The organism is Brevundimonas sp. Marseille-Q4549 (assembly GCF_976940555.1).
Map to the genome: position 1 here is coordinate 1969844 of NZ_CDRHXG010000001.1, position 24114 is coordinate 1993957.

Genomic DNA, 24114 nt, shown 5'->3' on the forward strand with positions numbered 1-24114 from the left:
TAGATTGTTTCCATGTCGGGGAAGCAATCAGACGATGTCGAATCGTTCATCGCCCAATGGTCCGCTGCACCGATCAGCGAACGCGCCCACTACCAGACCTTCATCATCCAGCTTTGCCGCCTGATCGGCGTTGCGGCCCCGGATGACGAGCGTGTCGGCGATCTGGACTATTGCTTCGAACGACCGATCCGATTTCGGCACGAGGACGGTTCCGGCCAGCCGGGCTATATCGACTGCTCCAAACGCGGCTGTTTCGTGCTGGAGGCCAAACAGTCCCGCAAGCGTCGCACAGGAGGGCCGCTGGACCCGGAGGCCCAGCTGTCGCTGTTCACGCGGCTGAAGCCCCGGGCGTCGGTAGGGGCGGCGGCCTCCGACGGCTTCATGCGGGTCGCCAAGCGGCAGGCGGAAAACTACGCCAAGGCGCTGGATGAATGGCCGCCGTTCCTGGTGCTGGTCGACGTCGGCCGCTCCATTGAGCTCTGGTCCGACTTCGCACGGCAGGGAAAGATCTACGCGCCGTTCCCGGACAGGGCCAGCTATCGCATCTCCCTGGATCATCTGCGCGACCCCGAGGTTCGCGAGCGTCTGCGCCGGGTCTGGACCGACCCGATGTCGCTGGACCCGGCGGCCAAGGCTATCGAGGTCACGACGGCGATCTCGGCGCGGCTGGCCTGGACGGTGCGTTCGATCAACGATCGGCGTCAGGTCGGCATGGACCGGGTGGAAGCGGCCGCCCAGTCCGAGAAGACCGCTCTGTTCGTGATGCAATGCATCTTCGCCATGTTCGCCGACAGCGTCGGTCTGATCGAACGGCGCAGCTTCCTGGCTCTGTTGGAAAGCTATCGCGGTCAGGCGGACCGCTTTCACGAGGCCGCCCGGACCTTGTTCACGAACATGGATCGGGGCGGCTATTGCGTGGCGACGCAACAGCTGGTTCGGCGGTTCAACGGCGGCCTCTATCGCCGAATGGAGCCGGTTCCGATCACCGAGGACGAACTATCGGCCTTGATCGCGGCGGCGCGGTGCGACTGGGCCAATGTCGAGCCGGCGATCTTCGGCGCTCTTTTGGAACAGGCGCTGGATCCCGCGCAGCGGGCCGAACTGGGCGCGCACTATACGCCGCGCGCCTATGTCGAGCGACTGATCGAACCGACCATCATGGAGCCCTTGCGGACGGAATGGGAGGCCGTGGAAGTGGAGGCGATAGGCCTGTACCTGACCGGCGAGGGCGTCAGGGCGCGCGGCGTGATCCACGAGTTTCACGAGCGGCTGTGCAAGATCCGCGTGCTCGATCCCGCCTGCGGAACCGGCAACTTCCTCTACGTCGCCATGAGGATGATGAAGGAGCTGGAGGAGGAGGTTCTCGGCACCCTGACCGAAATGGGCGAACAGCAGGGCGTGCTGGCGCTGGAGGGCCACGTCGTCAGTCCAGAGCAATTCTATGGGCTGGAGAAGAACGCCAACGCCGCCTGGATCGCCGAGATGGTCATGTGGATCGGCTACCTTCAATGGCATTTCCGCACCTTCAAGGACGCCATGCCCAGTGAGCCGATCCTGAAGGACTTCAAGACCGTGCAGCATACGGACGCCTTGATCGAATGCGCCCGTGTGGAGATCGAGCCCAAGGGCGAAGCGACCACCGGCGACAGACTGTTCGACGCGACGTCGAAGGAGAGCGTGCGGTATGTCGATCCTCGACCCAAGCCCTGGCCTTCCGTCCATTTCATCGTCGGCAATCCGCCCTTCATCGGCGGGAAGGATTTGCGGAGCGAACTGGGCGACGGCTATGTCGACGCCTTGTCGGCGATACGTGGCGGCCGGTTCCGGTCGGCGGATTTCGTCACGGCGTGGTGGGATCGCGCGGCCGAGATCCTGACCGCCGAAGGTTCTATCCTTCGACGGTTCGGCTTCATCACGACGAATTCGATCACCCAGACGTTTTCGAGGCGCGTCCTCGAGCATCACCTGCAAAAGTCGCCGGCCATGCGACTGGTGTTCGCCATACCCGATCACCCGTGGGTAAGGGGGGCGGGCTGCGCCGATGTCAGGATCGCCATGTCCGTCGCCGAACGCGGCGAGCCGGACGGGCAGGGACGCTGGCTGAAGGCTCTCGATGACGAGGCGCTGACGTTCGAGGAACGGCACGGCGACATCGGCGCCGACCTGATGCTGGACAGCCGCCTGACCCGCGTCGCCGCCTTGAAGGCCAACGCCGGCCTGGCCTATCGCGGCGTGCAACTGATGGGCGGCGGCTTCCTGACGCCGCCGGCCAGAGCCCAGGCGCTGCTGTCGGGATCGGACCCGGACGCGCCGTCTCCGTTTCGCGAGTATCGCAACGGTCGGGACCTGGCGGATCGGCCGCGCGGTCTGAAGGTCATCGACCTGTTTGGATGGGACGAGGCGGATGCCAGGCGGCGTCATCCGTTGGTCTATCAGCATCTTCTGGAAACGGTGAAGCCGGAGCGGGATCGCAACAACCGCGCCGCCTATCGTGACAATTGGTGGGTTTTCGGCGAGCCGCGCCGCGACCTTCGCGCGGCGCTGGAGGGCCTGAACCGCTATATCGTGACGGTCGAAACGGCCAAGCATCGCTGGTTCCGCTTCATGGACGCCGACACGCTGCCGGACAACAAGCTGGTGGTCGTGGCCAGCGACGACCCGATCGTCCTGGGCGTCCTGTCGTCGCGCCAGCACCGGGCCTGGTTCGGCGCGAACGCCGGGCGGATCGGGGAATACGAACGCGAATCGGTCTATGTGAAGGGCGCGTGTTTCGACGCCTTTCCCTTTCCCGCGCTCAGCGGCGACCTCGCCGCCGAAGTCGGGGCGGTGGCCGAGGAGATCGACGCGCTGAGGGCCAAAGTCCTGTCACGTCACGCGTTCCTGACGATGACGGGGCTCTATAACGCGCGTGCCCGTATCGGCGCGAACTGTGCGCTGACCGAAGCCGAACAGACCGTGCATGAGGAAGGCTGCGTCGGCGTGCTGGATCATCTGCATCAGCGGCTGGACCGGCTGGTGGCCCAGGCCTACGGCTGGCCGGATGATCTGAGCGACGCCCAGATCGTCGATCGGCTGATCGATCTGAACCAAGCGCGCGCCGAAGAAGAAGCGCTGGGGCATGTTCGGTTCCTGCGGCCAGTCTATCAGGCCGGTCGGGTCAAGACGGGAACGTCGGTCAAGCAGGCGCCGCTCAGTTTGCCGCAACCGCGCGAGAAGCCGCCCTTGCCCGATGAGCAGGCCGTGCTGGCGTCCACTCTGTTGTCGCTGCTCCGCAAGGCTGGGAGGCCGTTGCCGCCGGCCGCGCTGATCGACGAATTCGACGGCAGTCGGCCCCGTGCACGCCGCATGATCGACCGCACCCTTGCGGTCCTGGCGGTGGCGGGCTCGGTTCAGCAGACCGATGCGGGGTGGTTCGCACCGCGGCGGATGCCGGGGTGAGCCTTTTAGACGTCGGCGACGCCCAAGGCCTGCATCAGGGCGTCGCGCACGGCGGCTTCGGTGAACGGTTTCTGGATGGTCGGATTGCCGCGCCATTCGTCGGGCAGGCCGCTTTCGCCGTACCCGGTCGAAAAGACGAAGGGGACGCCGCGCGCCTTCAGGACGGCGGCGACAGGGAAGACCTGACGGCCGGCGAGATTGACGTCCAGCAAGGCGGCGTCGAGATCGACCGTGTCGCGCGCTATGGCCTCTCCCTCATCCACGTTCGACGCAGGACCGACGGGGGTGCAGCCCATGTCTTCCAGGATCGTCTCCAGAAGCATGGCGACCAGGGATTCGTCCTCGACCACAAGGACGCGGCGGCCGGAAAGAGGCTGGGTCATGATGCGGCGTCCTGGTATGCGGCGCGGGTTGTTCCGCAAAGGTTTGATGACGCCCTAGACCAGATCGAACGTCGTCGCCAGCGATGAATTCTACGCCCAAACAAGTCGATACCGGCTGTATTGTGTTCGGTTTCGTACATTTGCGTCGCAAGCCGATCGGACGATGTCGCAGAGTGTGATCCTATCGGCATTGGCGCGCGCGCAGGATTTGGTAATCAGCGGGCATGACAATCGCAGGCGTTTTCGCCACCCTCTCGCTCATGATGGCGCCCACAGCTGACCAGCCCACCGTCCAGATCGATCAGGGCGTCCTGATCGGGCGCGCCGAAGCCGATGTGACGGCGTTCAAGAACATCCCCTACGCCGCACCGCCGACGGGCGAGCGGCGCTGGCGGCCGCCCGGGGCCGCACCGCGGTGGCGCGGGCAGCGCGACGCCGGAACCGTGGGACCGATCTGCATCCAGGCCCCGCCCGGCGGCGATCCCGGCGTCGGTCCTTTGCCGATGAGCGAGGACTGCCTGAACCTGAACGTCTGGCGGCCGACTAGCACGATCCAGCCGGCTCCCGTGATGGTTTGGATCCATGGCGGCGGCCTGGTCAACGGATCGGGCACGGCGCCCCTGTACGACGGGTCGAACCTGGCGCGGCGTGGCATGGTGGTGGTGACGCTGAACTACCGCCTGGGACGGCTGGGCTTCTTCGATCATCCCGCGCTGGCCGCCGAACGCCCGGCGAACGAGCCGGCGGGCAACTACGGCCTGATGGACGTGATCGCCGCCCTGAAGTGGGTGAAGGCCAATATCTCGGCCTTCGGCGGCGACCCGGAGAACGTCACCGTCTTCGGGGAGTCGGCCGGTGGAGCCATCGTCACCCGGTTGATGATCTCGCCGCCCGCGCGGGGCCTGTTCGACCGCGCGGTGGTGCAGTCGGGCCTGGGGCGCGAGTTGCAGACGCCATTGGACGCCAAGGGGCCGGGCGGGGCGCCGTCGGCGCGTGACCGTGGCGCCGTCTGGGCCTATGCGGCTGGTCTGCGAACGGCGGCGGACCTGCGCGCCGCGCCGCCCGAGATGTTCCTGACGCCGGCGCCGGTGTTCGCCAACGGCGACCTGACCCTGATCGACGGCAAGATCGTGCCGACGACGGTGGAGGCGGCCTTTCGCGCCGGTCGGCAGGCCCGCGTGCCGCTGATCATCGGCTCCAACAGCGCCGAGTTCTGGTGGATGCGCCCCACGGACCGCAACGGCTATGGCCTGATCGACGACGACATGACCTGGCTGGAGCGAGCCGACATCGTTCAGGCCTATGGCGGGCTGGAGGCGTTCGACAAGCATGTGATCACCGACCTGGTCTTTTCGGAGCCGGCGCGGCGACTGGCGCGGCTGCACAATGCGGCGGGAAACAGGGCCTGGCTCTACCGCTTCGACGTCACTTCGCCGCAGAACCCCGAGCCCCACGGCGGGGCGACCCATGCGATCGAGCGTCCCTATGTCTTCGGCACCCTGAACACCCTGCCGTATCCGGTTGAGGAGCGGGACCGAAAGGCGTCGGACGTCATGATGAGCTATTGGACGGCCTTTGCGCGGTCGGGCGATCCCAACGGCGTCGGGCGGCCGCAATGGCCGAGGGCGCGGGGCGGAGACACCCAGCTGCTGAACTTCGGAAACGGCGGGCCCACGGTGACGCCCGTGCCGTTCAGCGCGCGACTGGACCTGCTGGAACGGTTCCGCGAGCGGGCCCGCCCATAAGGCCGCTTCAGGCGGCCAGGTTGGCGGCGTTCTGCTTCTCCTTCAGCGTCACCAGTTCCTCGGCCATGGTGGGGTGGACCGCGCAGGTGGCGTCCCACTGAGGTTTGGTCAGGCCCGCCTTCACGGCGATGGCGGCCAGCTGGATCATCTCGGGGCTGTCGGGGCCTACGATGTGGACGCCGACCACGCGCTGGCTTTCGGCGTCGACGACCAGCTTCATCAGCACCCGCTCGTCCGAGCCGGTGAAGGCGTATTTCATCGGGCGGAATCGGGTGACATAGACGTCCACCCCCTTGGCGCAGGACCGGCGCGCCTCGGCCTCGGTCAGACCCACGACGCCGACCGGCGGCTGGCTGAAGACGGCGGTGGCGACGGCCTCGTAGTCGAAGTGCTGAGGATTGTCGCGATAGACGGTCTGATGGAAGGCGACCGCCTCGCGGATGGCGACAGGGGTCAGGTTCATCCGGTCGGTCACGTCGCCGATGGCCCAGATGTTGTCGGCGGTGGTCTTCGAATAGGGATCGACCTTGATCGCGCCCTCGTCGTTCAACTCGACGCCCGCCGCTTCAAGCCCGAGGTCCTTGACGTAGGGTATGCGGCCGGTGGCGAACATGACCACGTCCGTCTCCAGGCTCATGCCGTTTTCCAGATGGTTGACCAGGCCGGTCTCGGTCTTCTCGATCGACTTGTGCTGGCAGCCCAGAATGACCTTGATCCCGCGTTTCTCGATCTCGCCGGCCAGATGTGCGCGCACGTCGTCGTCGAAGCCGCGCAGGATGTTCGGCCCACGATAGATCAGGGTCGTCTCGACGCCCAAGCCGGCGAAGATGCCGGCGAACTCCACCGCGATATAGCCGCCGCCCGCGATCAGGATGCGTTTGGGCAGTTGGGGCAGGTGGAAGGCTTCTTCCGACGTAATGGCGTGTTCGATGCCGGGAAGCTCTTCCGGCTTCCATGGTCGGCCGCCGGTGGCGATCAGGACCTTCTCGGCGGTGATGGTGCGGTTCTTGCCGACGATCTCGACCGTATGGGCGTCTTTCAGCACCGCCCGGCCGTGGACCAGTTCGACCCCCGCCTTGCCCAGGTTGGCGGCGTAGAGGCCGGACAGGCGCGCGATCTCGACATCCTTGGCCTCAAGGAAGGTCGGCCAGTCGAACGTCGCATTGTCGAACGACCAGCCGTAGCCCTGGGCGATCTCCAGCGCATGGCTGACCTCGGAGGCCATGACCATGAACTTCTTGGGCACGCAGCCGCGTATGACGCAGGTGCCGCCGACGCGGAATTCCTCGGCGATGGCGACCTTCTTGCCGTCCAGCGCGGTCAGGCGCGCCGCGCGAACCCCGCCGGAGCCGGCGCCGATGACGAAGAGGTCGTAGTCATAGTCCGCCATCTGGGTCTCCGGCGCGCGCGAAAAACAGAGTCCAAAGAGTCCGATCAGTCCGAATTGTCCGAATTCGGCGCCGGAGGTCAGGCCTCGGGGTCGCTCCGACTTAGGCGCCCCGGCCAGGACGGACAAGCGCAAGTCCCGCCTCAGGCGGCCTTTTCGCTCCACAGGTCCAGTTGGGGTTCAAGACCGATCAGGGCCAGGCCGGCGGCGATGGATTCGAACTCTCCGCCTGTTTCGATCTTCTCCGTACCGAACCGCTGGTGGAACAGGGCGCGCACGGCGGGGACGAAGGAGGTGCCGCCGGTCAGGAAGACGCGGTCGACGCCTTCGGGCGGCAGGCCGGCCTGATCCATGGCCCGATCCACGGCCTGTGCGATCGCGGACAGTTCGGGCGCGATCCAGCCCTCGAACTCGGCGCGCGCTACCTCACGCACGATCCGGACGTCGCCGGCGGCGAAGTCGAAGGTCGCCGTTTCCTGGGACGACAGTGCGGTCTTCAGGGCCGAGACGGCGCGATAGAGGGCGTGGCCGTGGTTGTCGTCCAGAATCTCGATCAGCCGCTCGATCTTCTCCGGCTCCAGAGCGGTGCGCGCCAGGGTGCGGATATCGCGCATGTCGCGCGAGGCGCGCAGCAGGGCCAACTGGTCCCAGCGAGCGAAGGCGGAATAGTAGCGCTGGGGGATCGGCAACTGCTTGTCCAGGGCGCGATAGAGGCCGCCCTTGCCCAGGGCGGGCGAGACCAGGTTGTCGATGATGCGATAATCGAAGGCGTCGCCGGCTACGCCCACCCCCGACCGCGCCAGCGGAATGGAGCGCAGGACGCCGTCGTCCTGTTCGAAGCGAATGATGGAGAAGTCGCTGGTGCCCCCGCCGAAGTCGGCGACGAGGACGGTGGCGTCCTCCTTGAGCTGACGCGCGAAATAGAAGGCGGCGCCGACCGGTTCATGGGCGTAGCGAATGTCGGTGAAGCCCAGACGGCCGAAGGCGGTCTGATAGCGGGACAGGGCCAGGGCCTCGTCCGGATTGTTCCCGGCGAAGGTGACGGGGCGGCCGACGACGACACGGGGCGGCAGGTCCGAAAGATGGTCTCCGGCATGGTGGCGCAGGCGCAAAAGGAAGGCCGACAGCAGGTCCTCGAACCGATAGCGGCGGTCGTCGATGCGGGTTTCGGTGAAGGCGGCGCTGGCGGCGAAGGTCTTGAAGGACTGGATGAAGCGGGTCTCCAGCGGGTCCTCCACATAGGTCTCGACGGCCCAGGGACCGGCCTCGACCACGCGTTCGGGGGGCTGCCCGTCCTGGCTGGGGTGGAACTGGAAGGCGAGGGCCGAGCGGAAGGTGGCGCCCGCCGCGCCGAAGGTCGTCAACCGAGCGCGGCCTTCGGCGTCGGTGACGGCGACGACGGTGTTGGTCGTGCCGAAGTCGATGCCGATGGTGATCGGCGACGGGGTGGTCATGGCGAATCTCGACGGGTGGGGAGCCCCGGCGCGCGGGCGCGGCCGTTCGTGGCGGTCGCCTTTACAGGTTTTCGTCCGGTTCAGCAGGCCGAAAACGCGCTGACGGCCCCGTCAGAGACGGTGAAGGGTGTCATAGACATGGGTGACGGCGTCGAAGCGCACGCGCGGCGGCTGGCCGGCGAAGGGCGCAGGCTTGTAGGCGGCGGCCGCCGGGACGGTCAGAGGGTCGTCGATCTTGTCGGTGTTCCAGCCCAGCAGCAGCAGGCCCCCGGGACAAAGGACGCGGCCCATGGCGGCCAGGGCCTGATCCTGCATCTGGGGCGTATCCGCTCCGAAGCCCAGGACGCCGTTGCAGACGACGGCGTCGAAGGTCTGTTCGGCGAAAACCTGGTCGATGGCGCAGACATCGCCCGTGCGATGCCGCCCAGGCTGTCCCCAGCGGACGGCCTTGGGGTCGATGTCGGTGGTCCAGACCTCGGCGCCATGACGGGCCAGGGCCGGGTAATCCTGGCGTGTATAGGCGCGGCATCCGATCCACAGGACCCGGCCGCCGATCCTGGCCAGGGCCGGGATATAGGTTTCGATCAGTACACGCCGGTCGGGCAAGGCCCGGATGTCGTCGATGCGGTCGCGCCCGGCCAGGCGACGGAAAAGGCGGGAAAGGGCGGTTTTGCCGGTCATGGAAACTCGGGAAGGCGCGTATCGATCCGGGTCGTCATGCGGTCAGGCGCGCGGCGGGGCCAGATTCGCTCGCGCCCGTCACTTCGATCCGCAGGCGATCCAATTCGGCCGCGCGCGACTGGGGCGCGTGGGTGCGGGCGACGAAGGCCTGGGCGTCGCGGGCCATGGCGATGCGGCCGGCGTCGTCCTCGATCAGACGCAGCATCGCCTGGATCAGACCGTCCGTCTCCGGCTCGGTATAGAGGGCGTGCAGGCCGCTGGCCTCGCGCAATCCGCCGCGTCCGGAAGAGATCAGGGCGGCGCCGGCGGCGTGCGCTTCCAGCGCCGTCAGGCCCATGGCCTCGGCGACGCGGGAGGGAACGGCGGCGATCGCGGCGCGGCGGGCGACGTCGCGAACCTCGGCCAGGGGCGCGGACTTGCGGATCTCGACGCGGTCGCCGAAGCGGGACAGGGCCTGGATGTGCGGCCTTGCCCATTCGCGGTGCTGGTCCCAGTCGCCCAGCATCAGGGCGCCGCGCCATTCCGGTTTGCGGTCCAGCACGACGGCCAGGGCTTCGCAGAAGGCGTCCAGACCCTTTTCCGCCATGGCGCGGCCCGAGAACAGGATCAGCTTTTCCCGATCTTCCGGGGCCCCGCGCCAGCAGTCCATGTCGATCGGGTTGCACACTACCGACGCCCGGGCGTCGAAGGCCGGATAGTCGGCCAGGAACTCGGTCCGAGCGGCCCGGCTGACGAAGATCAGCCGATCGAAGGCGCGCAGTCGCGCCCGATAGCGCATGCGGTCGATCAGATGACGGGGCGGACGGATGCGGGTGTGGCGATAGAGGACGTGCTTCACGCCCGGCAGGCGTTTGGCGAACTCGGCCGCGCAGCCCAGCTGTTGGTGGTATTCCACCAGATCGGGCGCGAAATCTTGAAGCGCCTTCAGCACGGCCCGTGAATGGGCGGCCTTGTTCAGTCCGGCCGGGACGGTGATCGTCATGTCGGGCGCCGCCGGTGTGTCGGCGCCGGCCTCGCAGATGAAGCGGGTCTCGGCCTTGAACTGACTGCGCCGGTTCAGAGCCAGGGCGACGTTTTCCATGGAGTTGAGGCGGTCACGATCCATGACTCCGCCTCGGGGCATGACGACGGCGATACGCATGTCAGGCCGCCAGCGGTGCGACGGGACGGCGCGGGCCGTTCAGGCCCAGCAGCCGCCGCATCTTGTAGAGAGTGCGCACGCCGCCCTCGGCCGGTGAGCGGCGCAGGCCCTTCACGTCGATGAAGGTCAGCCTGTCGTCGCCGGACAGGGTGTGCAGGCCGTCCGAATAGCCGTTCAGCAAGCCGTCCGGCGTGAAACGGCGCACCTCCACGGCCGAGAAATCGTCGGGCGTCAGTTCGTCGATGCGCAACAGCCGCACGGCGGCGCCGTAGGTCGGACGGCACTCCTGCACCGGCAGATGCACGGCGCCGTCGTGGACGAAGGCCGTGCCGCCGGGACGCGAGCTCAGGAAGTCTGCGCGGACCGGATTGGCCGCATGCGGGGTCCAGGGACCGTCCAGGCGCGGCGCCCAGGCCACATGCAGTTCGCGCATGGCCCGGTCGTCGGGGCCGGGCAGGGCGTAGAACATCCACCACAGGCCGTCATGCTGAACGACGGTCGCGTCGATGGCGGGGACGTCCAGCAGACGTCGCACCGGCGTCCAGCGGTCGGGAAAACGCTCGCACCGATAAAGGGTCAGGGCGCCGCTCTTGTGACCTTCCGGCAGCATGTAGAGTTCGCCGTCGTTTTCGATCAGGCCTGGGTATGACAGGTGGAACGGCTCGATCAGGGCCTCGCCCTCGCGCACCAGCCGGTCGCCGTCATACTGGGCGTAATGAATCTCGCCGCGCCGAACGCGATAGTCGAAATGCTCGAAGAAGACGGTGGTCAGGCCGTCGCGCTCGACGCCGAAGGGGTCGGCGATGAATTGGAAGGACCGGGGGCGAGGCGGCAGCCACACGATCGAATCTTCGCCAAGACCTGTTTCGTCCAGCACATGCGAAAGCGGACGCCGAATGAAGCCCACGCGCCAGTCGTCAAACATGCGGCGATCCCGTGCCGAAAATGCCGCTGGCCAGCACGCAGCCGTGCATGATCTTTCCTCAATGGACGGGCGCCCTTTTCGACGCCTCGAAGGAAAGACGGCGCCGGAGGGCGCTTGCCTCATCTTTTTCATGAAGGCATGAGGGGTTGGCGGGCTGCGGATCGGTCGCCTGCCGCGACCGCCTCCGCGCGGGCGCCGTCCCTTTCGACACCGCTGCGGCGCCCATGCTTGTTGAAGCCTATTTTGCGTATCGGGAGGACCTGCAGAGGTTCATCGCCGCGCGCCTGGGCCGCAGCGGTCAGGATGTCGACGACGTGCTTCAGGATCTCTATCTGAAGGCCTCGGTCGTGGGGCCGGAGGCGCAGGTGCGGGATCCGCGCGCCTATCTCTATCGTCTGGCGTCCAATCTGATGATGGATCGGTGGCGCTCCGGCCGGCGCGCGGCTGCCCGCGACGGCGCCTGGCGCCAGATTTCGGCGGGCGACGGGGCCGACGGCGGCCTGGACGACGCGCCCTCGGCCGAGGCGGTGGTCGCCGCTCGTCAGCGGCTCGAACGGCTGAGGGTCGATGTCGAAAACCTGCCGGAAAAGACGCGGCGGGTGTTCAAGCTGCACAAGTTCGATGGTCTCAGCTATGCCGAGACGGCCTCCATGCTGGGCATTTCGCGCAGTTCGGTGGAGAAGCATATGATGGAGGCGCTGCGCCGTCTGACGACCGGAGCAGGACGATGAGCGAGCCGGTGGTTGGAGGCGGGGGGCTGTCCGTGACGTCTTGGAAATGGGCGCCGTGTTTCGCGCCGGGCATGCGGTCGTGCAGATGACGGATCAGCGACGGATCGAGGAGGAGGCGCTGGGGTGGTTCGTCCGCCTGCAGGACGCCGACGCCGACGTCGCCGACTGGGAGGGATTCTCTCGGTGGGCCGCCCTCTCACAGGCTCACGCCGAGGCCTATGACAGGCTGGAGCAACTGTGGATCGACCTGGACGACATCGCGCCGGGCCAACGAGGACATCACGAGGCCCCGGCCGTGACGCCGCTCCGCGCGCCGGCTAACGACAACGCCTCGACCCGACGCCGGGTCTGGGCCTCGCTGGCGACGGTCGCGGCGGCGGCCGTGATCGGCGTCTTGGTCTGGCCGATGTACGAGGGGCGCGAGCGCCACTTCGCCACCACGACGGAACCGCAACGGATCGAACTGGCCGACGGATCGGTGATCCAACTGAATCGCCGGTCCGACATGACGGTGCGCCTCACCCGAGGCGAGCGCCGCGTGTCCTTGCGCGAAGGCGAGGCTGCGTTCGACGTGGCGCACGACGCCGCACGTCCCTTCACGGTCGCAGCCGGCGACAGCAGCGTGCAGGTGCTGGGAACCGCCTTCGACATCGTCAATCATGATCGCCGGTTCTCGGTGGGCGTCGAGCGCGGCGTGGTGGCGGTCAGGGCGTCCGGTCATCCGGCGCCGATCCGATTGACCGCTGGGCGCCGCCTGGACAAGGATGCGCGCGGGAAGGTCGTTCTTTCGCAGGTCGATCCCAGGCGGATTTCGTCCTGGCGGGACGGGGTGTTGCTGTATCGCGACGCGCCGCTGTCCGAGGTCGGGGCCGACCTCTCGCGCTATCTGGACAAGTCGGTTAAGGTTTCCGCTTCGGCGCAAGAGTTGCACTTCACAGGCGCTCTGCGTCTGGGAGACGAAACGACGATGCTGAACCAACTTCAGGCGTTCGCGCCGATCGCCGTCGAACGGACGGGCTCCGAAGTGCGCGTGACCGCGCGTGGCGGACACTGACCGCCGAAATGGCGGTCTGGCGGGTCATGCCTCTCTTGCCCTGATCGTCGCCTTGGCCGGCGTCGCCTCGCCCTTGGCGGCGAGGGCCTCCGCGCCTGTCGTGAGACTGGACGTGCCGCGTCAGGCCGTGCGCGAGGCGCTGCTGGACCTGGCGGTTCAGGCGCGGGTCTCGCTGGGCGGCGACCTGGGAAGTTGTCGCGGCCTGACAGCGGGCGTTTCCGGCGTCATGACGGTGGACGCCGCCTTGTCGCGCCTTCTGGCAGGCAGCGGCTGCGTTCATTCGATCCGACCGGACGGCGCGGTGATGATCCGTCGTGCGCCGCCGCCGGAAGCTTCGACAGGCGCCAGGCCCGCGCCGCCGCGCACGCCCCGGCCGCCTTCGCGCCCGGTCGCCGGCCCGTCTTCGCCGATCGAGACGACGATGGTCAGCGACGTCATCGTCACGGCGCAACGCCAACCTCAGTCGCCGCAGGACACCGCCGCCGCGCTGACGGCGGTGTCCGGGGGGCAGATCGTCGCGGCGGGCGCCGCCGACGCCAACGACCTCAGCGCTCTGGTCGCAGGAATGACGGTCACGAACCTGGGGTCCGGGCGAAACAAGATCCTGCTGCGCGGCATGTCTGACGGGGCTTTCACGGGCCTGACCCAATCGACCGTCGGCGTCTATCTGAACCGGGTGCCCCTGACCTATAGCGCGCCGGACCCGGACCTGAAGTTGGTCGATATCGATCGGGTGGAGATTCTGCGGGGGCCGCAGGGCACCCTTTACGGGACAGGTCCCATCGGAGGCGTGTTGCGCATCGTGCCGCGCACGCCCGATCCCGACGACGAGACGCTGGAGCTGTTCGGCTCGATCTCCAACACCCGTTCCGGCGGCGAGAACTCCGAGTACGGCGTGATCGTCAACGCCCCCTTGCCGGGTGAACGCGGCGCGGTGCGGGCTGTCGCCTATCGCGAAGCGGCGGATGGCTACATCAACGACGCCAATCTGAACCTTCGGCGGGTGAACGCCGGCGAACGACGTGGCCAGCGATTGTCGGCCCTGTACCGTCTGAGCCCGGAGTGGACGATCACGGCCGGTGCGGTCCGGCAGCAGATCGACACCCAGGACACGCATTACATCTATAGGACGTCGCAGGGGCTGACGCGCGCCAATCTGGTGCGCGAACCGCACGCCAACGCCTTCGCCCAGACCTATGCGACCCTGGAAGGGCATGGCGCGTGGGGGCGGGTCGAGGCGACCCTGGCCAAGGTCAGCCACGATTTCTCCAGCCGCTATGACGCGTCGTCAGCCTTGCGTCTGTTCGGATCGAACGGCCGGATCGGAGCGCTGGACGAAGGCCGGGTCACCGACCTGTGGGTCGGCGACGTCGCCTTCGTATCGCCGCGCGAGCGGCGTTTCCGATGGCTGGCGGGAGGGTTCTGGTCGGACAGCCGGTCGAACACCGACACCCGCCTTCAGGAACTGTGGCCGCAATACGGGCGCGTCTATTCGGAGCATCGCGACGACCGCCGCTCGGAGGCGGCGGTGTTCGGGGAGGCGGCCTATGACCTGACCTCCCGGCTGTCGGTGATCGTCGGCGCGCGATATTATCGGATCGACTACGAGGTCGACTCCCTGGTCGAACAAGGCGACGCCGCACGCGAATTCCGGGGCGCGGGACGAACCAGCGGGATTTCGCCCAAGGCGGTCGTGGACTTCACCCTGAACGACCGTTGGTCTGTCTACGTCCTGGCCAGCCAGGGGCACCGGGTCGGCGGTTTCAATACGGGCGGTCCGATCGGCCAGTCGTTTTCGGGCGCCGTCGGCAAGCCCGCGCGTCGCTACGAGGGCGATTCCCTGTGGAATTTCGAGACCGGCGCCAAGGGACGCCTGTTCGACGGTCGGCTTCAGGCGCGTGTCGCACTGTTTCACGCGGAATGGGACTCTCTGCAGAGCGATCAGTTCCTGCGCAGCGGGCTGGTCTATGCGGTCAATGTCGGCGACGGGGCGAACACGGGGCTGGAGTTGGAAGCGAACTGGCGTGCGACGGCTGAACTGGAAATGCGCGCCAACGCCCTGTTCGCGGACCCGAAGATCGTTCGTCCAGGCGACGCCTTCAACTCTCGCGGGGATGCGGGCCTGCCGGGGGTGCCGGCCGTCTCGGCCAATGTGAACGTCGCCTGGCGGCGCGGAACCCCGTGGGGAGTGGACATGGTCGCCGAGGGGCGCCTTGCCTATGTCGGCCCGTCGCGTTTGACGTTCGACGCCGCGCGGGGCTACCGCATGGGCGACTATGTCACCGGGCGTCTGTCCGTCGGCCTGGAGCGCAGCGATTGGAGCGCGAGCGTCTTCGTCGACAATCCGCTGGATACGCGCGCCAACACCTTTTCGTTCGGTGACCCCTTCCGACTGCCCGAAGCCTTGGCCACCACACCGCTACGTCCCCGGACCGTGGGGCTGTCGCTGCGGTGGACGCCGTTGGGCGGCTGAAGCGCGGGGCGGCCTCGCGCGACCGATTTATTGATCAAAATACTGATCGAACGGCCGGAAAGCCGTGCGCGGTCAGCGCCTTACGCAAGGTAAGAAACAGGCTTGTCGTGCAACGCCATTCCAACCCTACTGGTCTCGGAGAGGCTTGAACGAGGGATGAGGGGAAACTGGGCGATCGACTGCGCAATATTTTACCGCAGAAAACGTTGAAATTCTCCAGGGGAAGGTACGCGGCGGATTGATGATCGAGATGCGTGCGGGAATGTTTATTCGCAAATCGGGGCCGAAATTTTGGTGAAAATCTTTTCAAGCGTCACGTCTCTGTCGTCATAACTGTATATCGAGATTGAATAGATCTATTATCTATCGTTGAGCTTAAGTAAAATTAATTCTTACATTGAAATAATTTAGATGCAGGGGGAAGTGGGATGAAAAAGTATCTGTTGGCGTCGTCTGTCAGTTTGGTGGCGATTTCAGTGTTCTCTAATGCTTCTGCGCAGTCGACGGCGCGCTCCGGGGAACCTCAGGCCGCTCAAGTCGATGACATCATCGTCACGGCCCAACGTCGGGAGCAGGCCAGCCAGGACGTCGGCGTCTCGCTGAGCGTCGTCGGCGGCGAGCAATTGGACGAAAAGGGCATCTCGGTCGTCAACGACCTGGAGAACGCAGTCCCCAATATGGAGGTCGACAGCCAGTTCGGCGGCGGCCAGCCGCAGTTCCGCATCCGGGGCATCGGCGCCCGCGAATATTCCTCGAACAACGCCTCGACAGTCGGCATCTATGTCGATGAAGTCGCCCACCCCTATACGGTCACGACCCAAGGCGCCCTGTTCGACATCGCCAGGATGGAGGTCCTGCGCGGACCGCAGGGCACCCTGTATGGCCGCAACACCACCGGCGGCGCGGTCAACATCATCACCAACGCGCCGACGGCCGATTTTCGCGCCGGCTTCAACGCCGAATACGGCACGTTCGACCGTTTCAAGGTCGAGGGCTATGTCTCGGGTCGGATCGCGCCGAACCTCCTGGGCCGCCTGGCCGCCGTCACCGAACAGGGCGGCGCCTGGCAGTACAACCGCGACACCGGCGAGAAGCTGGGCGATCTGGACAAGACCGCCATCCGCGGCCGCCTGACCTGGGACGTCAACGAGGACGTCAGCGTCGAACTGGCGGCGACCTATTCGGTCGACAAGTCGGACGGTCGGGGTTTCCGCCTGCTGGGGCCGTACGCGGTATCCGGCAGCAGCATCGTCTATCCCAAGGACACCGCCTGGCGCATAACCGGCTGGGGAATCTCGCCCGCCATGGCGGCCGTGGCGGGTGTCGGACTGGACGCCAAGCCCTTCCGGGACAACGACGGCTTCGACATCAGCGCCCGCATCAAGGCGAACCTGGGCTGGGCCGATCTGACGTCGATCACCGCCTACCAGACCTTCTCGCGCAATGAGTTCAACGACTGGGACAGCACTCGTTTCAACGAGTCGAACGTCTTCTTCTACAACAGCATCGACGTCTTCGAACAGGAACTGCGCCTGAGCTCCAACGGCGAAGGCCCGTTCAGCTGGATGGTCGGCGCCTATTACGCCGACGAAAGCAACGACGGCGGCTTCTATACGAACTTCCGCGGCAACGCGAACTTGATCAACACCGGCTATGGCCAGTCGGTGTCGGCCTTCGGTCTTTTCACCCACAACTCCTATCAGGTGAATGAGCGCCTGAACCTGATCGCCGGCCTGCGTTGGGAGACGGAGACGCGCACCCTGGACAGCGGGGGCACCTTCGTCGCGCCGAATCCGCCGCCGCCCACCGTTCGCTACGACACCGACCTGAACGAGGTCTCGGGCCGCCTGGGGCTGGAATACAAGCTGACGGACGACGCCCTGTTCTACGCCAGCCTGGCGCGCGGGGTGAAGTCGGGCGGTTTCACCACCTACAATGCGACCTCGGCCACGCCGTTCAAGCCGGAAATCGTCATCGCCTATGAGGCGGGTATAAAGTCGGACCTGTTCGATCGCCGCATGCGGGTGAACGGCGCCCTGTTCTATTACGACTACAAGGACCAGCAGGTTCAGGGCTTGGAGTACGACCGCCTGACGGGGCGGCTGGGCAAGATCACCAATGTGCCCAAGTCGCATATCTGGGGCGGCGAGATCGAACTGACCTGGGTTCCGGTCGACGGCCTGACCATCAGCCAGAACGTCGGCTACAAGACCGGCAAGTACGACGAATACTTCGCCATCGACGGAACCAAGACCGACGCGGCCAATCCCGTGAACGGTCCGTGGGACGTCATCATCGCCAACGACCGCTCGGGCGAGCAACTGTCCTTCCCCAAGATGAACTACGGCGGCGCCGTGTCCTATGACTGGGAAATGGCGGGCTGGGACCTGCGGGCCGAGACCAACTACAACTATCGAGACGAGCTGTATTCGGTCAATTCGTCGTCGATCATCGACGCCTACTGGCTGTGGAACGCCAACTTCAGCGTTGCGCCGACCGGCGCCAACTGGCGGGCGGGGCTGTGGGTGCGCAATATGTTCAACACCTATTACGAAGAGACCCGCAACGGTTTCAACGGTTCGGCGCGCCCGACCACCTCGCCCAGCCAGGGCCGCACCTACGGGGTGCGCCTGTCCATGGACTTCTGAGACTTTCCACCCAAAGGCTGGCCGGCGTCGGCCGGTCCGCCGATTGCGTAAAGAGCGTGTCATGAGCGGTTTCATTTCCCGCGTCGATCGCCGCGCCGTGCTGACAGGCCTGGTCGCGGCGCCCGCCGTGCTGAGCTTTGGCCGCGCCTGGGCCGGCGGCGCCTATCTGTTTCCGCTGGGGGTCGCCAGCGGCGATCCCGCGCCGGACGGCTTCGTCATCTGGACCAGGCTCGCGGCCGATCCGCTGGCCGCCGACGGCCTGGGCGGCCTTTCCGACGCGATCCCGGTCCGTTGGGAAGTCGCCGCCGACGAAGGCTTTCGTCATATCGCCGCGGCGGGAGACGTAACCGCCGCGCGGGACGCAGCCCACAGCGTTCACGTCGAGGTCGCGGGACTGCGGCCGAACCGCCCCTACTGGTATCGCTTCACCGCCCAAGGCCAGCAGAGCCCGGCAGGGCGGGCGATCACCACGCCTGCGCCGAACGCCCAGACCGATCGGCTGCGCCTGGCTGTCGCCTCCTGTTCCCATTGGGAGCGCGGCTATTTCAGCGCCTATGGCCATATGGCCGACGAGGCGCCGGACATGACCCTGTTCCTCGGCGATTACATCTATGAATACAGTCTGGGGCCGGATCGCGCCGATCAGGTGGTGCGCCCCTATAATCTGGAAGAGGCGACGACGCTGGCGGGCTACCGCAATCGTTACGCCCTGCATCGCACCGATGCGAACCTGCAGCGCCTGCACGCCGTCGCGCCGTGCGTCGCCGTCTGGGACGACCACGAGATCCAGGACGACTATTCCGGCATATGGTCCAAGGTGCGCGGCGTGGCGCCCAACGATTTCCTGCAACGTCGCGCCGTCGGCTATCAGGCCTTCTACGAGGCCATGCCGATCCGTCGCACGCGGCTGGACGCCGCCTTGCAGATGCCGATCTATCGCCGCATCCGATATGGGAAACTGGCCGAGTTCTTCATGCTGGACGGGCGGCAATATCGCTCGAAACAGCCGTGCAGCGACGGCGAGAACGGCGGCAAGGGCCAGATTGTCGCCGACGCCACCTGCTGGGATCGGCGGGACCCGTCGCGCACCTTCCTGGGCTTCGACCAGGAACGCTGGCTCTATGACGGTCTGGCGCGCGCCGACGCGCGCTGGAACATTCTGGGTCAGGACCTGGTGATGGCGGGCCTGCGTCTGTCACGCACGCCCGAGGAAGAGCCGCGATACTGGACCGACACCTGGGATGGCTTTCCCGCCGCGCGCGACCGTCTGACCCAGGCGCTGTCGACGCTGAAGCCGTCAAATCCGGTGGTGTTGAGCGGGGACTACCATTCCTTCTGGACCAATGACGTGAAGCTGGACAGCCGCGACCCTGGCTCGCCCACCGTCGCGACCGAGTTTGTCGGCACCTCCATCACTTCGACCGGCCCGGCCTATGAGGGGCTGATGGCGGTCATGCCCAATAATCCGCAGGTGAAGTTCTTCGACAGTCGCCAGCGCGGCTATATGTCGATCGACGTGCGGCCGGATCGAATGGATACGCGCTATCGCGTCATCAGCGACGTCCGCGATCCGCAGGCCCCGATCTCGACGCTGAAATCCTGGACGGTGGAGTCGGGTCGTCCCGGCGCCGTCGCCGCATGATCCTCGCCAGCCGGAGTTTGCCCATGATCCCCTCGCGTTTGTCCGTTTCTTCGTTGGTTCTGGCGCTGGTCCTGACGACGGCCGGCTGCGCCAGCGCAGTGCCGACACGGACGGCCGAGGTCGCTGCGGTCCCCGCGTCGGCCGCCGCACCGGCGTTCTGGCAAGGTTTCCGCGACCATCCGCACGGCTATCTAACGGCTGACAACGCCCCGAACGCCGCGAACTTCCTGCCCCCGCCCCCGGCCGACGGCTCGCCGAGGGAACAGGCCGACATCGTCGCCTATCGTGCTTTGCGGTCGTTGGAGGGCGGCGAACGCTGGGCCATCGCCCGCGCCGACAACGAGATCGAGACCCCGGGCGCCCCGCGCGCCTTCGACTGCGCCCTGGGCTTCAAGTTCGAGCCCGAAAAGACGCCGACCCTGACGATGCTGCTGGGGCGGATGCTGGGCGACCTAGAGACGATCCAGACGCCGGCCAAGCGAGGGTGGTTCCGCAAGCGGCCGTTCGTGGTCGAACCCTTGCCGACCTGCATCGCGCCGGAAACCTGGCTGGCGGCCAGCGGTTCCTATCCGTCCGGCCATTCGGCGCTGGGCTGGGCCTGGGCCCTGGTGCTGGCCGAGATGGCGCCGGACCGGGCCGACCCGATCCTGCGACGCGGTCTGGCCTATGGCGAGAGCCGGGCGGTCTGCGGCGTGCATTACGTCAGCGACGTCGAGGCGGGCCGCATCGTCGGCGCCGCGATGGTGGCCCGCCTGAAGGCCGACCCCGGTTTCCAGGCCGACTTCGCCCGCGCCAAGGAAGAGTTCGACGCCGCCCGCGCCGCGTCCAAAGAGGCGACCTCCGCCTGTCCCGCCGCCCTGATGCAGCCGCTCATGTAATAGGATGCCGTGGGTCGCAAGGCTGCGGCTCGTATTTGAGCGTTAGACGGACAGCACACAGTTGGACGACCTGAAGTGGGGAAAGGCCAGTGCTAGATCTCTAGTGCTCCCAAAGCGCGCAAAAACATAAGTTTAATAGTTGCTTACAATCTGTCTGGATGAGGCAGTAGGTTTGGCGATGATCCATCGCGCGGGCAACATTATCGATTGTGGCAATAAAATCGTACATTTGTGGCGCAAATGCGTCTTGCTGTATCTGTTAGCGCGCGCGAGCCTTTCGTTCGCTGATTGCTGGAGCGAATCGGCTCAATCGAGGGGAACTACTTATGAATATCCAAGGATGTGCGCGGATCGGCCGTGGCGTGTCTCGCGCGTTGCTGAGCGGCGCTTGCGCCTACGCGGCCCTGATGGCGGGTGCGGCCCACGCTCAGGAAGACCAACACTCCCAAGAAGGTCAATCTGAAGCGGCGACACAAGTGTCCGACATCATCGTCACGGGCTCCCGCATCGCGCGCCCGGACTATGTGGCCAACAGCCCGATCGTGTCGGTCACGACCGAGGATATCGAGGACACGGGCCAGGTCTCGGTCGAACGCGCCCTGACGCAACTGCCGCAATTCACCGGCGCCTTCGGGCAGGCCAGCACCGGCAGCAGCACCACGACCCTGAACGCCGGCCAGGCCAACGCCAGCCTGCGGGGGCTGGGGCCGAAGCGCACCCTGATCCTGCTCGACGGTCGCCGAATGCAGCCCTCCTCCCCGGATGGTTCGATCGACCTGAACACCCTTCCCGAAGCCCTCATCGGCAATGTCGAGGTTATCACCGGCGGCGCGTCCACCGCCTATGGCTCCGACGCCACGGCGGGCGTGGTCAACTTTCGTCTCCGCGACGTCACCGGACTGATCCTCAGCAGTCAGTACGGGATCAGCGATTATGGCGACGGCGAGCAATTCCGCGCCACCATCACCGCCGGGGAACGGTTCGCCGAAGGCCGCGGCCGCGCCATGGTGTCGGTCGACTATTCGATGCGCGACCCCGCTCGCCAGAACGATCGGCCGTTCAATATCGCGCGAACGCCCCAGAACGGCACCGCCACCCTGGATTCCGGCGCGATGCTGTTTCCGGGAAACGCCCCCAGCGCGGCGGTGGTCAACAATCTGTTCCGCAACGTCTACGGTACGAACCCGGTCACGGGATCCTCGACCTATACGGGTCAACTGGGCTTCAATCTGGACGGCACCCTGTTCAGCCACGTCACCCCGGTCGGAAACTATTTCGTCGAGAATTTCCGCGACCCGGAAACGGACACTCAATATATCGCCGGCAGCCGCAAACAGCTCAACTTCGGCTGGCCGAACAGCCAGGTCGTGAACACCAACGAACGCATCACGGTGTTCACAAAGCTCACCTACGACATCACCGAAGACACCTCGTTCTTCGCCCAGGCGACCTTCACCACCTATGACGCGCTGACCTACTTCAACCCCACCCTGGCGTCAGGCGCGGCCTATGCGTTGAGCGCGCCCGTCACCAACCCCTTCCTGTCGCCTGACGCCCGGCTGGTCCTGGCTTCACGGCCAAACCCGACCGCCGATTTCACCTTCCAGAAGGCGTTCACCGCCGCCGGGGACCGACTGCAGACCAACACCTATGACGTCTATCAAATCGTCATGGGCGCGGACGGCGTCCTTCCGTATCGCGACTGGACCTGGGACGTCTTCGCCAGCGTGGGACAGACCAAGACCAACAACATCCAGCACGGCGCTCTCAGCAAATCCGCTGTCATGCAACTGCTGTACGATCCGTTCGGCGGCGCCGGCGGCTCGCGGATGGAATACGACCGCGTCAGCGGTCTTCCGGTGGGAATGGTCGCCTATCCCGTACTTTGCACTGGCGGCGCCAACTTCTTCGGCAACCATCCGATTTCCGACGCCTGTATGAACTTCATCAGCCGCCGGACCTCCAACACCAACGACATGAAGCAGCGGGTGGCCGAACTGAACCTGCAGGGCGGATTGTTCAATCTCCCGGCCGGCGAGGTGCGGTTGGCGACGGGGATCGGCTATCGCTACAACGCGTTCCAGTATAACTCTGACGAACTCTACAATATTCCGGGCGTCGGCAGCGACATCCTCGGCTACAGCGTGCTGCGGCCTTCCGGCGGCGACACCAGCGTCAAGGAAATCTACGTCGAGGCGCTGCTGCCTCTGCTGAAGGACTTGCCGTTGGCCCGAGAGGTCAACATGAACGTCGGCTACCGGTATTCGGACTACAGCAGCGTTGGCGGCGTGAGCGCCTATAAGGTCGACGTCGACTGGACTGTCGTCGATGCGCTGCGCCTGCGCGGCGGCTATAATCGGTCGGTGCGCGCGCCCAGCGTCGGCGAGTTGTACGCCCCGGAATCGTCGGGCAGCACGGGCATCGGCAGCCCCAGCTCGTCCACGCCGTACGGCGGCGACCCGTGTGATGTTCGCTCCGGCTATCGCGGCGGTTTTGGTCAGAGCGCAGCCAACGCCGCCCGTGTCGAGGCCCTGTGCCTGGCCATGGGCGTGCCGGCGGGCGTGCTCCCGACCTATCAGTTCGGCTCCAACCAGGTGTTCGCCCTGACGGGCGGAAATCCCAATCTGCAGGAAGAGACCACCGACACCTATTCCATCGGGGCGGTCATCCAGTCGCCGTTCAAGTCGCCGCTCCTCGAGCGGATTTCGACTTCGATCGACTGGTATTCGATCGAAGTCGCCGGGGCGGTCGGAAACCTGCCGATCATCCAGACCATCGAGAACTGCTTCAACCTCAATGGCGGCAATCCGACCTACGACGTGAACAACTACTATTGCCAGGTCATGGGGAAACGTAACCCGACCACCGGCTTCCTGTTCGAACCGGGCCAGCCCGCGTTGAATCTCGGGGCGTTCAAGGTCAGCGGCGTGGACATGCAGATCGACTGGTCGTTCGATCTGGCCGACATCGGCCTGCCCGCATCCGCCGGCAGCCTGTCGATCGGCACCGTGATCAGTTACCTCGACAAGTTCGAGATTCAGAACCTGCCGGGCGGTGCTTCCTACAACTACGCCGGCAGCCGAGGCACCGCCGTCGAAGACGGCGCCGGCCTGGCTCACCCGGACTGGAAAGCCAATACGACCGTCACCTATTCCAGGGACTGGATGAGCGTCGGCCTGCGGTGGCGCCATACCGCCGCGATGATCAGCGCCGAACAGGTGCGCAATGCGGCCAGCACGACGCTGGGAGTCGATTCCTATGACGTCTTCGACCTGAACGCGCGCTTCGCGTTGCCGAAGGACCTGAGCTTGCGGGCGGGGGTCTCGAACCTGTTCAACGAAGCCCCGCCGCAGGTGGGCAACTTCGCCGGCACCTATGACGGCCAGAACTACGATACGCTCGGCCGTTATTACTCGATCGCCGTGACGAAGAAGTTTTAGAGCCGTGCGCCGACGGGGAAGCAGGTCTTCCCCGTCGGTCGCCTCGATGATCAGGACGATCTTCGGTCCATCTCCTGGCTCGCGCCGGTCATCG

At 66.1% G+C, this 24114-nt stretch carries 15 protein-coding genes; 9 read left to right on the top strand and 6 right to left on the bottom strand.

The window, feature by feature from the left end:
• Window positions 1-12 precede the first annotated feature (12 nt).
• Window positions 13-3438 carry a class I SAM-dependent DNA methyltransferase gene (locus ACWPV3_RS09675; RefSeq protein ID WP_453977745.1) on the top strand — a complete coding sequence of 1142 codons (3426 nt, stop codon included), beginning with the start codon at window positions 13-15 and terminating at the stop codon, window positions 3436-3438.
• Window positions 3439-3443: 5 nt separating this feature from the next.
• On the opposite strand, the gene ACWPV3_RS09680 is transcribed toward ACWPV3_RS09675, so the two are convergent.
• Window positions 3444-3821: a response regulator gene (locus ACWPV3_RS09680; RefSeq protein WP_292085889.1), complete on the bottom strand. Its 378-nt coding sequence runs from the start codon at window positions 3819-3821 to the stop codon at window positions 3444-3446.
• Window positions 3822-4045: 224 nt separating this feature from the next.
• Between ACWPV3_RS09680 and ACWPV3_RS09685 the strand changes: the two genes are divergently transcribed.
• Window positions 4046-5566 carry a carboxylesterase/lipase family protein gene (locus ACWPV3_RS09685; RefSeq protein WP_453977746.1) on the top strand — a complete coding sequence of 507 codons (1521 nt, stop codon included), beginning with the start codon at window positions 4046-4048 and terminating at the stop codon, window positions 5564-5566.
• Between the two features lie 7 nt (window positions 5567-5573).
• On the opposite strand, the gene gor is transcribed toward ACWPV3_RS09685, so the two are convergent.
• From gor to ACWPV3_RS09710, 5 genes are all read right to left on the bottom strand, one after another.
• Window positions 5574-6956, bottom strand: a complete 1383-nt coding sequence (gor, locus tag ACWPV3_RS09690; protein ID WP_453977747.1) for a glutathione-disulfide reductase — start codon at window positions 6954-6956, stop codon at window positions 5574-5576.
• Between the two features lie 140 nt (window positions 6957-7096).
• Window positions 7097-8407 (bottom strand): Hsp70 family protein, encoded by a 1311-nt coding sequence (locus tag ACWPV3_RS09695; RefSeq protein WP_453977748.1) that lies wholly within the window; start codon window positions 8405-8407, stop codon window positions 7097-7099.
• 111 nt (window positions 8408-8518) lie between these two features.
• On the bottom strand, window positions 8519-9088 hold the full coding sequence (locus ACWPV3_RS09700) for a class I SAM-dependent methyltransferase (protein WP_453977749.1): 570 nt from the start codon (window positions 9086-9088) through the stop codon (window positions 8519-8521).
• A 34-nt stretch (window positions 9089-9122) separates the two neighbouring features.
• A complete protein-coding gene (locus tag ACWPV3_RS09705; RefSeq protein WP_453977750.1) occupies window positions 9123-10229 on the bottom strand; it encodes a glycosyltransferase family 4 protein in 1107 nt (368 codons plus the stop codon).
• Between the two features lies 1 nt (window position 10230).
• Window positions 10231-11154, bottom strand: a complete 924-nt coding sequence (locus tag ACWPV3_RS09710; RefSeq protein WP_453977751.1) for a glucosamine inositolphosphorylceramide transferase family protein — start codon at window positions 11152-11154, stop codon at window positions 10231-10233.
• 224 nt (window positions 11155-11378) lie between these two features.
• Between ACWPV3_RS09710 and ACWPV3_RS09715 the strand changes: the two genes are divergently transcribed.
• From ACWPV3_RS09715 to ACWPV3_RS09745, 7 genes are all read left to right on the top strand, one after another.
• Window positions 11379-11885, top strand: a complete 507-nt coding sequence (locus tag ACWPV3_RS09715) for an RNA polymerase sigma factor (protein ID WP_453977752.1) — start codon at window positions 11379-11381, stop codon at window positions 11883-11885.
• A gap of 55 nt (window positions 11886-11940) precedes the next feature.
• Window positions 11941-12939 carry a FecR family protein gene (locus ACWPV3_RS09720; RefSeq protein WP_453977753.1) on the top strand — a complete coding sequence of 333 codons (999 nt, stop codon included), beginning with the start codon at window positions 11941-11943 and terminating at the stop codon, window positions 12937-12939.
• Window positions 12926-15412, top strand: a complete 2487-nt coding sequence (locus tag ACWPV3_RS09725; RefSeq protein WP_292085879.1) for a TonB-dependent receptor domain-containing protein — start codon at window positions 12926-12928, stop codon at window positions 15410-15412. The genes ACWPV3_RS09720 and ACWPV3_RS09725 overlap by 14 nt, the downstream gene beginning before the upstream one ends.
• A gap of 428 nt (window positions 15413-15840) precedes the next feature.
• Window positions 15841-18060, top strand: a complete 2220-nt coding sequence (locus ACWPV3_RS09730) for a TonB-dependent receptor (protein ID WP_453977754.1) — start codon at window positions 15841-15843, stop codon at window positions 18058-18060.
• Window positions 18061-18121: 61 nt separating this feature from the next.
• Window positions 18122-19702 carry an alkaline phosphatase D family protein gene (locus ACWPV3_RS09735; protein ID WP_453977755.1) on the top strand — a complete coding sequence of 527 codons (1581 nt, stop codon included), beginning with the start codon at window positions 18122-18124 and terminating at the stop codon, window positions 19700-19702.
• 23 nt (window positions 19703-19725) lie between these two features.
• Entirely contained in the window at window positions 19726-20580 is an 855-nt protein-coding gene (locus ACWPV3_RS09740; RefSeq protein ID WP_453977756.1) for an acid phosphatase, read from the top strand.
• A gap of 476 nt (window positions 20581-21056) precedes the next feature.
• Complete coding sequence (locus tag ACWPV3_RS09745) at window positions 21057-24020, top strand: TonB-dependent receptor domain-containing protein (RefSeq protein WP_453977757.1); 2964 nt, start codon at window positions 21057-21059, stop codon at window positions 24018-24020.
• The last annotated feature ends 94 nt before the right edge of the window (window positions 24021-24114 follow it).

Bases quoted from the DNA above. Each gene is read 5' to 3' on its own strand.
- ACWPV3_RS09685 (WP_453977746.1), top strand. From the start codon at position 4,046: ATGACAATCGCAGGCGTTTTCGCCACCCTCTCGCTCATGATGGCGCCC.
- gor (WP_453977747.1), bottom strand. From the start codon at position 6,956: ATGGCGGACTATGACTACGACCTCTTCGTCATCGGCGCCGGCTCCGGC.
- ACWPV3_RS09730 (WP_453977754.1), top strand. From the start codon at position 15,841: ATGAAAAAGTATCTGTTGGCGTCGTCTGTCAGTTTGGTGGCGATTTCA.
- ACWPV3_RS09705 (WP_453977750.1), bottom strand. From the start codon at position 10,229: ATGCGTATCGCCGTCGTCATGCCCCGAGGCGGAGTCATGGATCGTGAC.
- ACWPV3_RS09700 (WP_453977749.1), bottom strand. From the start codon at position 9,088: ATGACCGGCAAAACCGCCCTTTCCCGCCTTTTCCGTCGCCTGGCCGGG.
- ACWPV3_RS09735 (WP_453977755.1), top strand. From the start codon at position 18,122: ATGAGCGGTTTCATTTCCCGCGTCGATCGCCGCGCCGTGCTGACAGGC.
- ACWPV3_RS09710 (WP_453977751.1), bottom strand. From the start codon at position 11,154: ATGTTTGACGACTGGCGCGTGGGCTTCATTCGGCGTCCGCTTTCGCAT.
- ACWPV3_RS09715 (WP_453977752.1), top strand. From the start codon at position 11,379: ATGCTTGTTGAAGCCTATTTTGCGTATCGGGAGGACCTGCAGAGGTTC.
- ACWPV3_RS09680 (WP_292085889.1), bottom strand. From the start codon at position 3,821: ATGACCCAGCCTCTTTCCGGCCGCCGCGTCCTTGTGGTCGAGGACGAA.
- ACWPV3_RS09740 (WP_453977756.1), top strand. From the start codon at position 19,726: ATGATCCCCTCGCGTTTGTCCGTTTCTTCGTTGGTTCTGGCGCTGGTC.
- ACWPV3_RS09675 (WP_453977745.1), top strand. From the start codon at position 13: ATGTCGGGGAAGCAATCAGACGATGTCGAATCGTTCATCGCCCAATGG.
- ACWPV3_RS09695 (WP_453977748.1), bottom strand. From the start codon at position 8,407: ATGACCACCCCGTCGCCGATCACCATCGGCATCGACTTCGGCACGACC.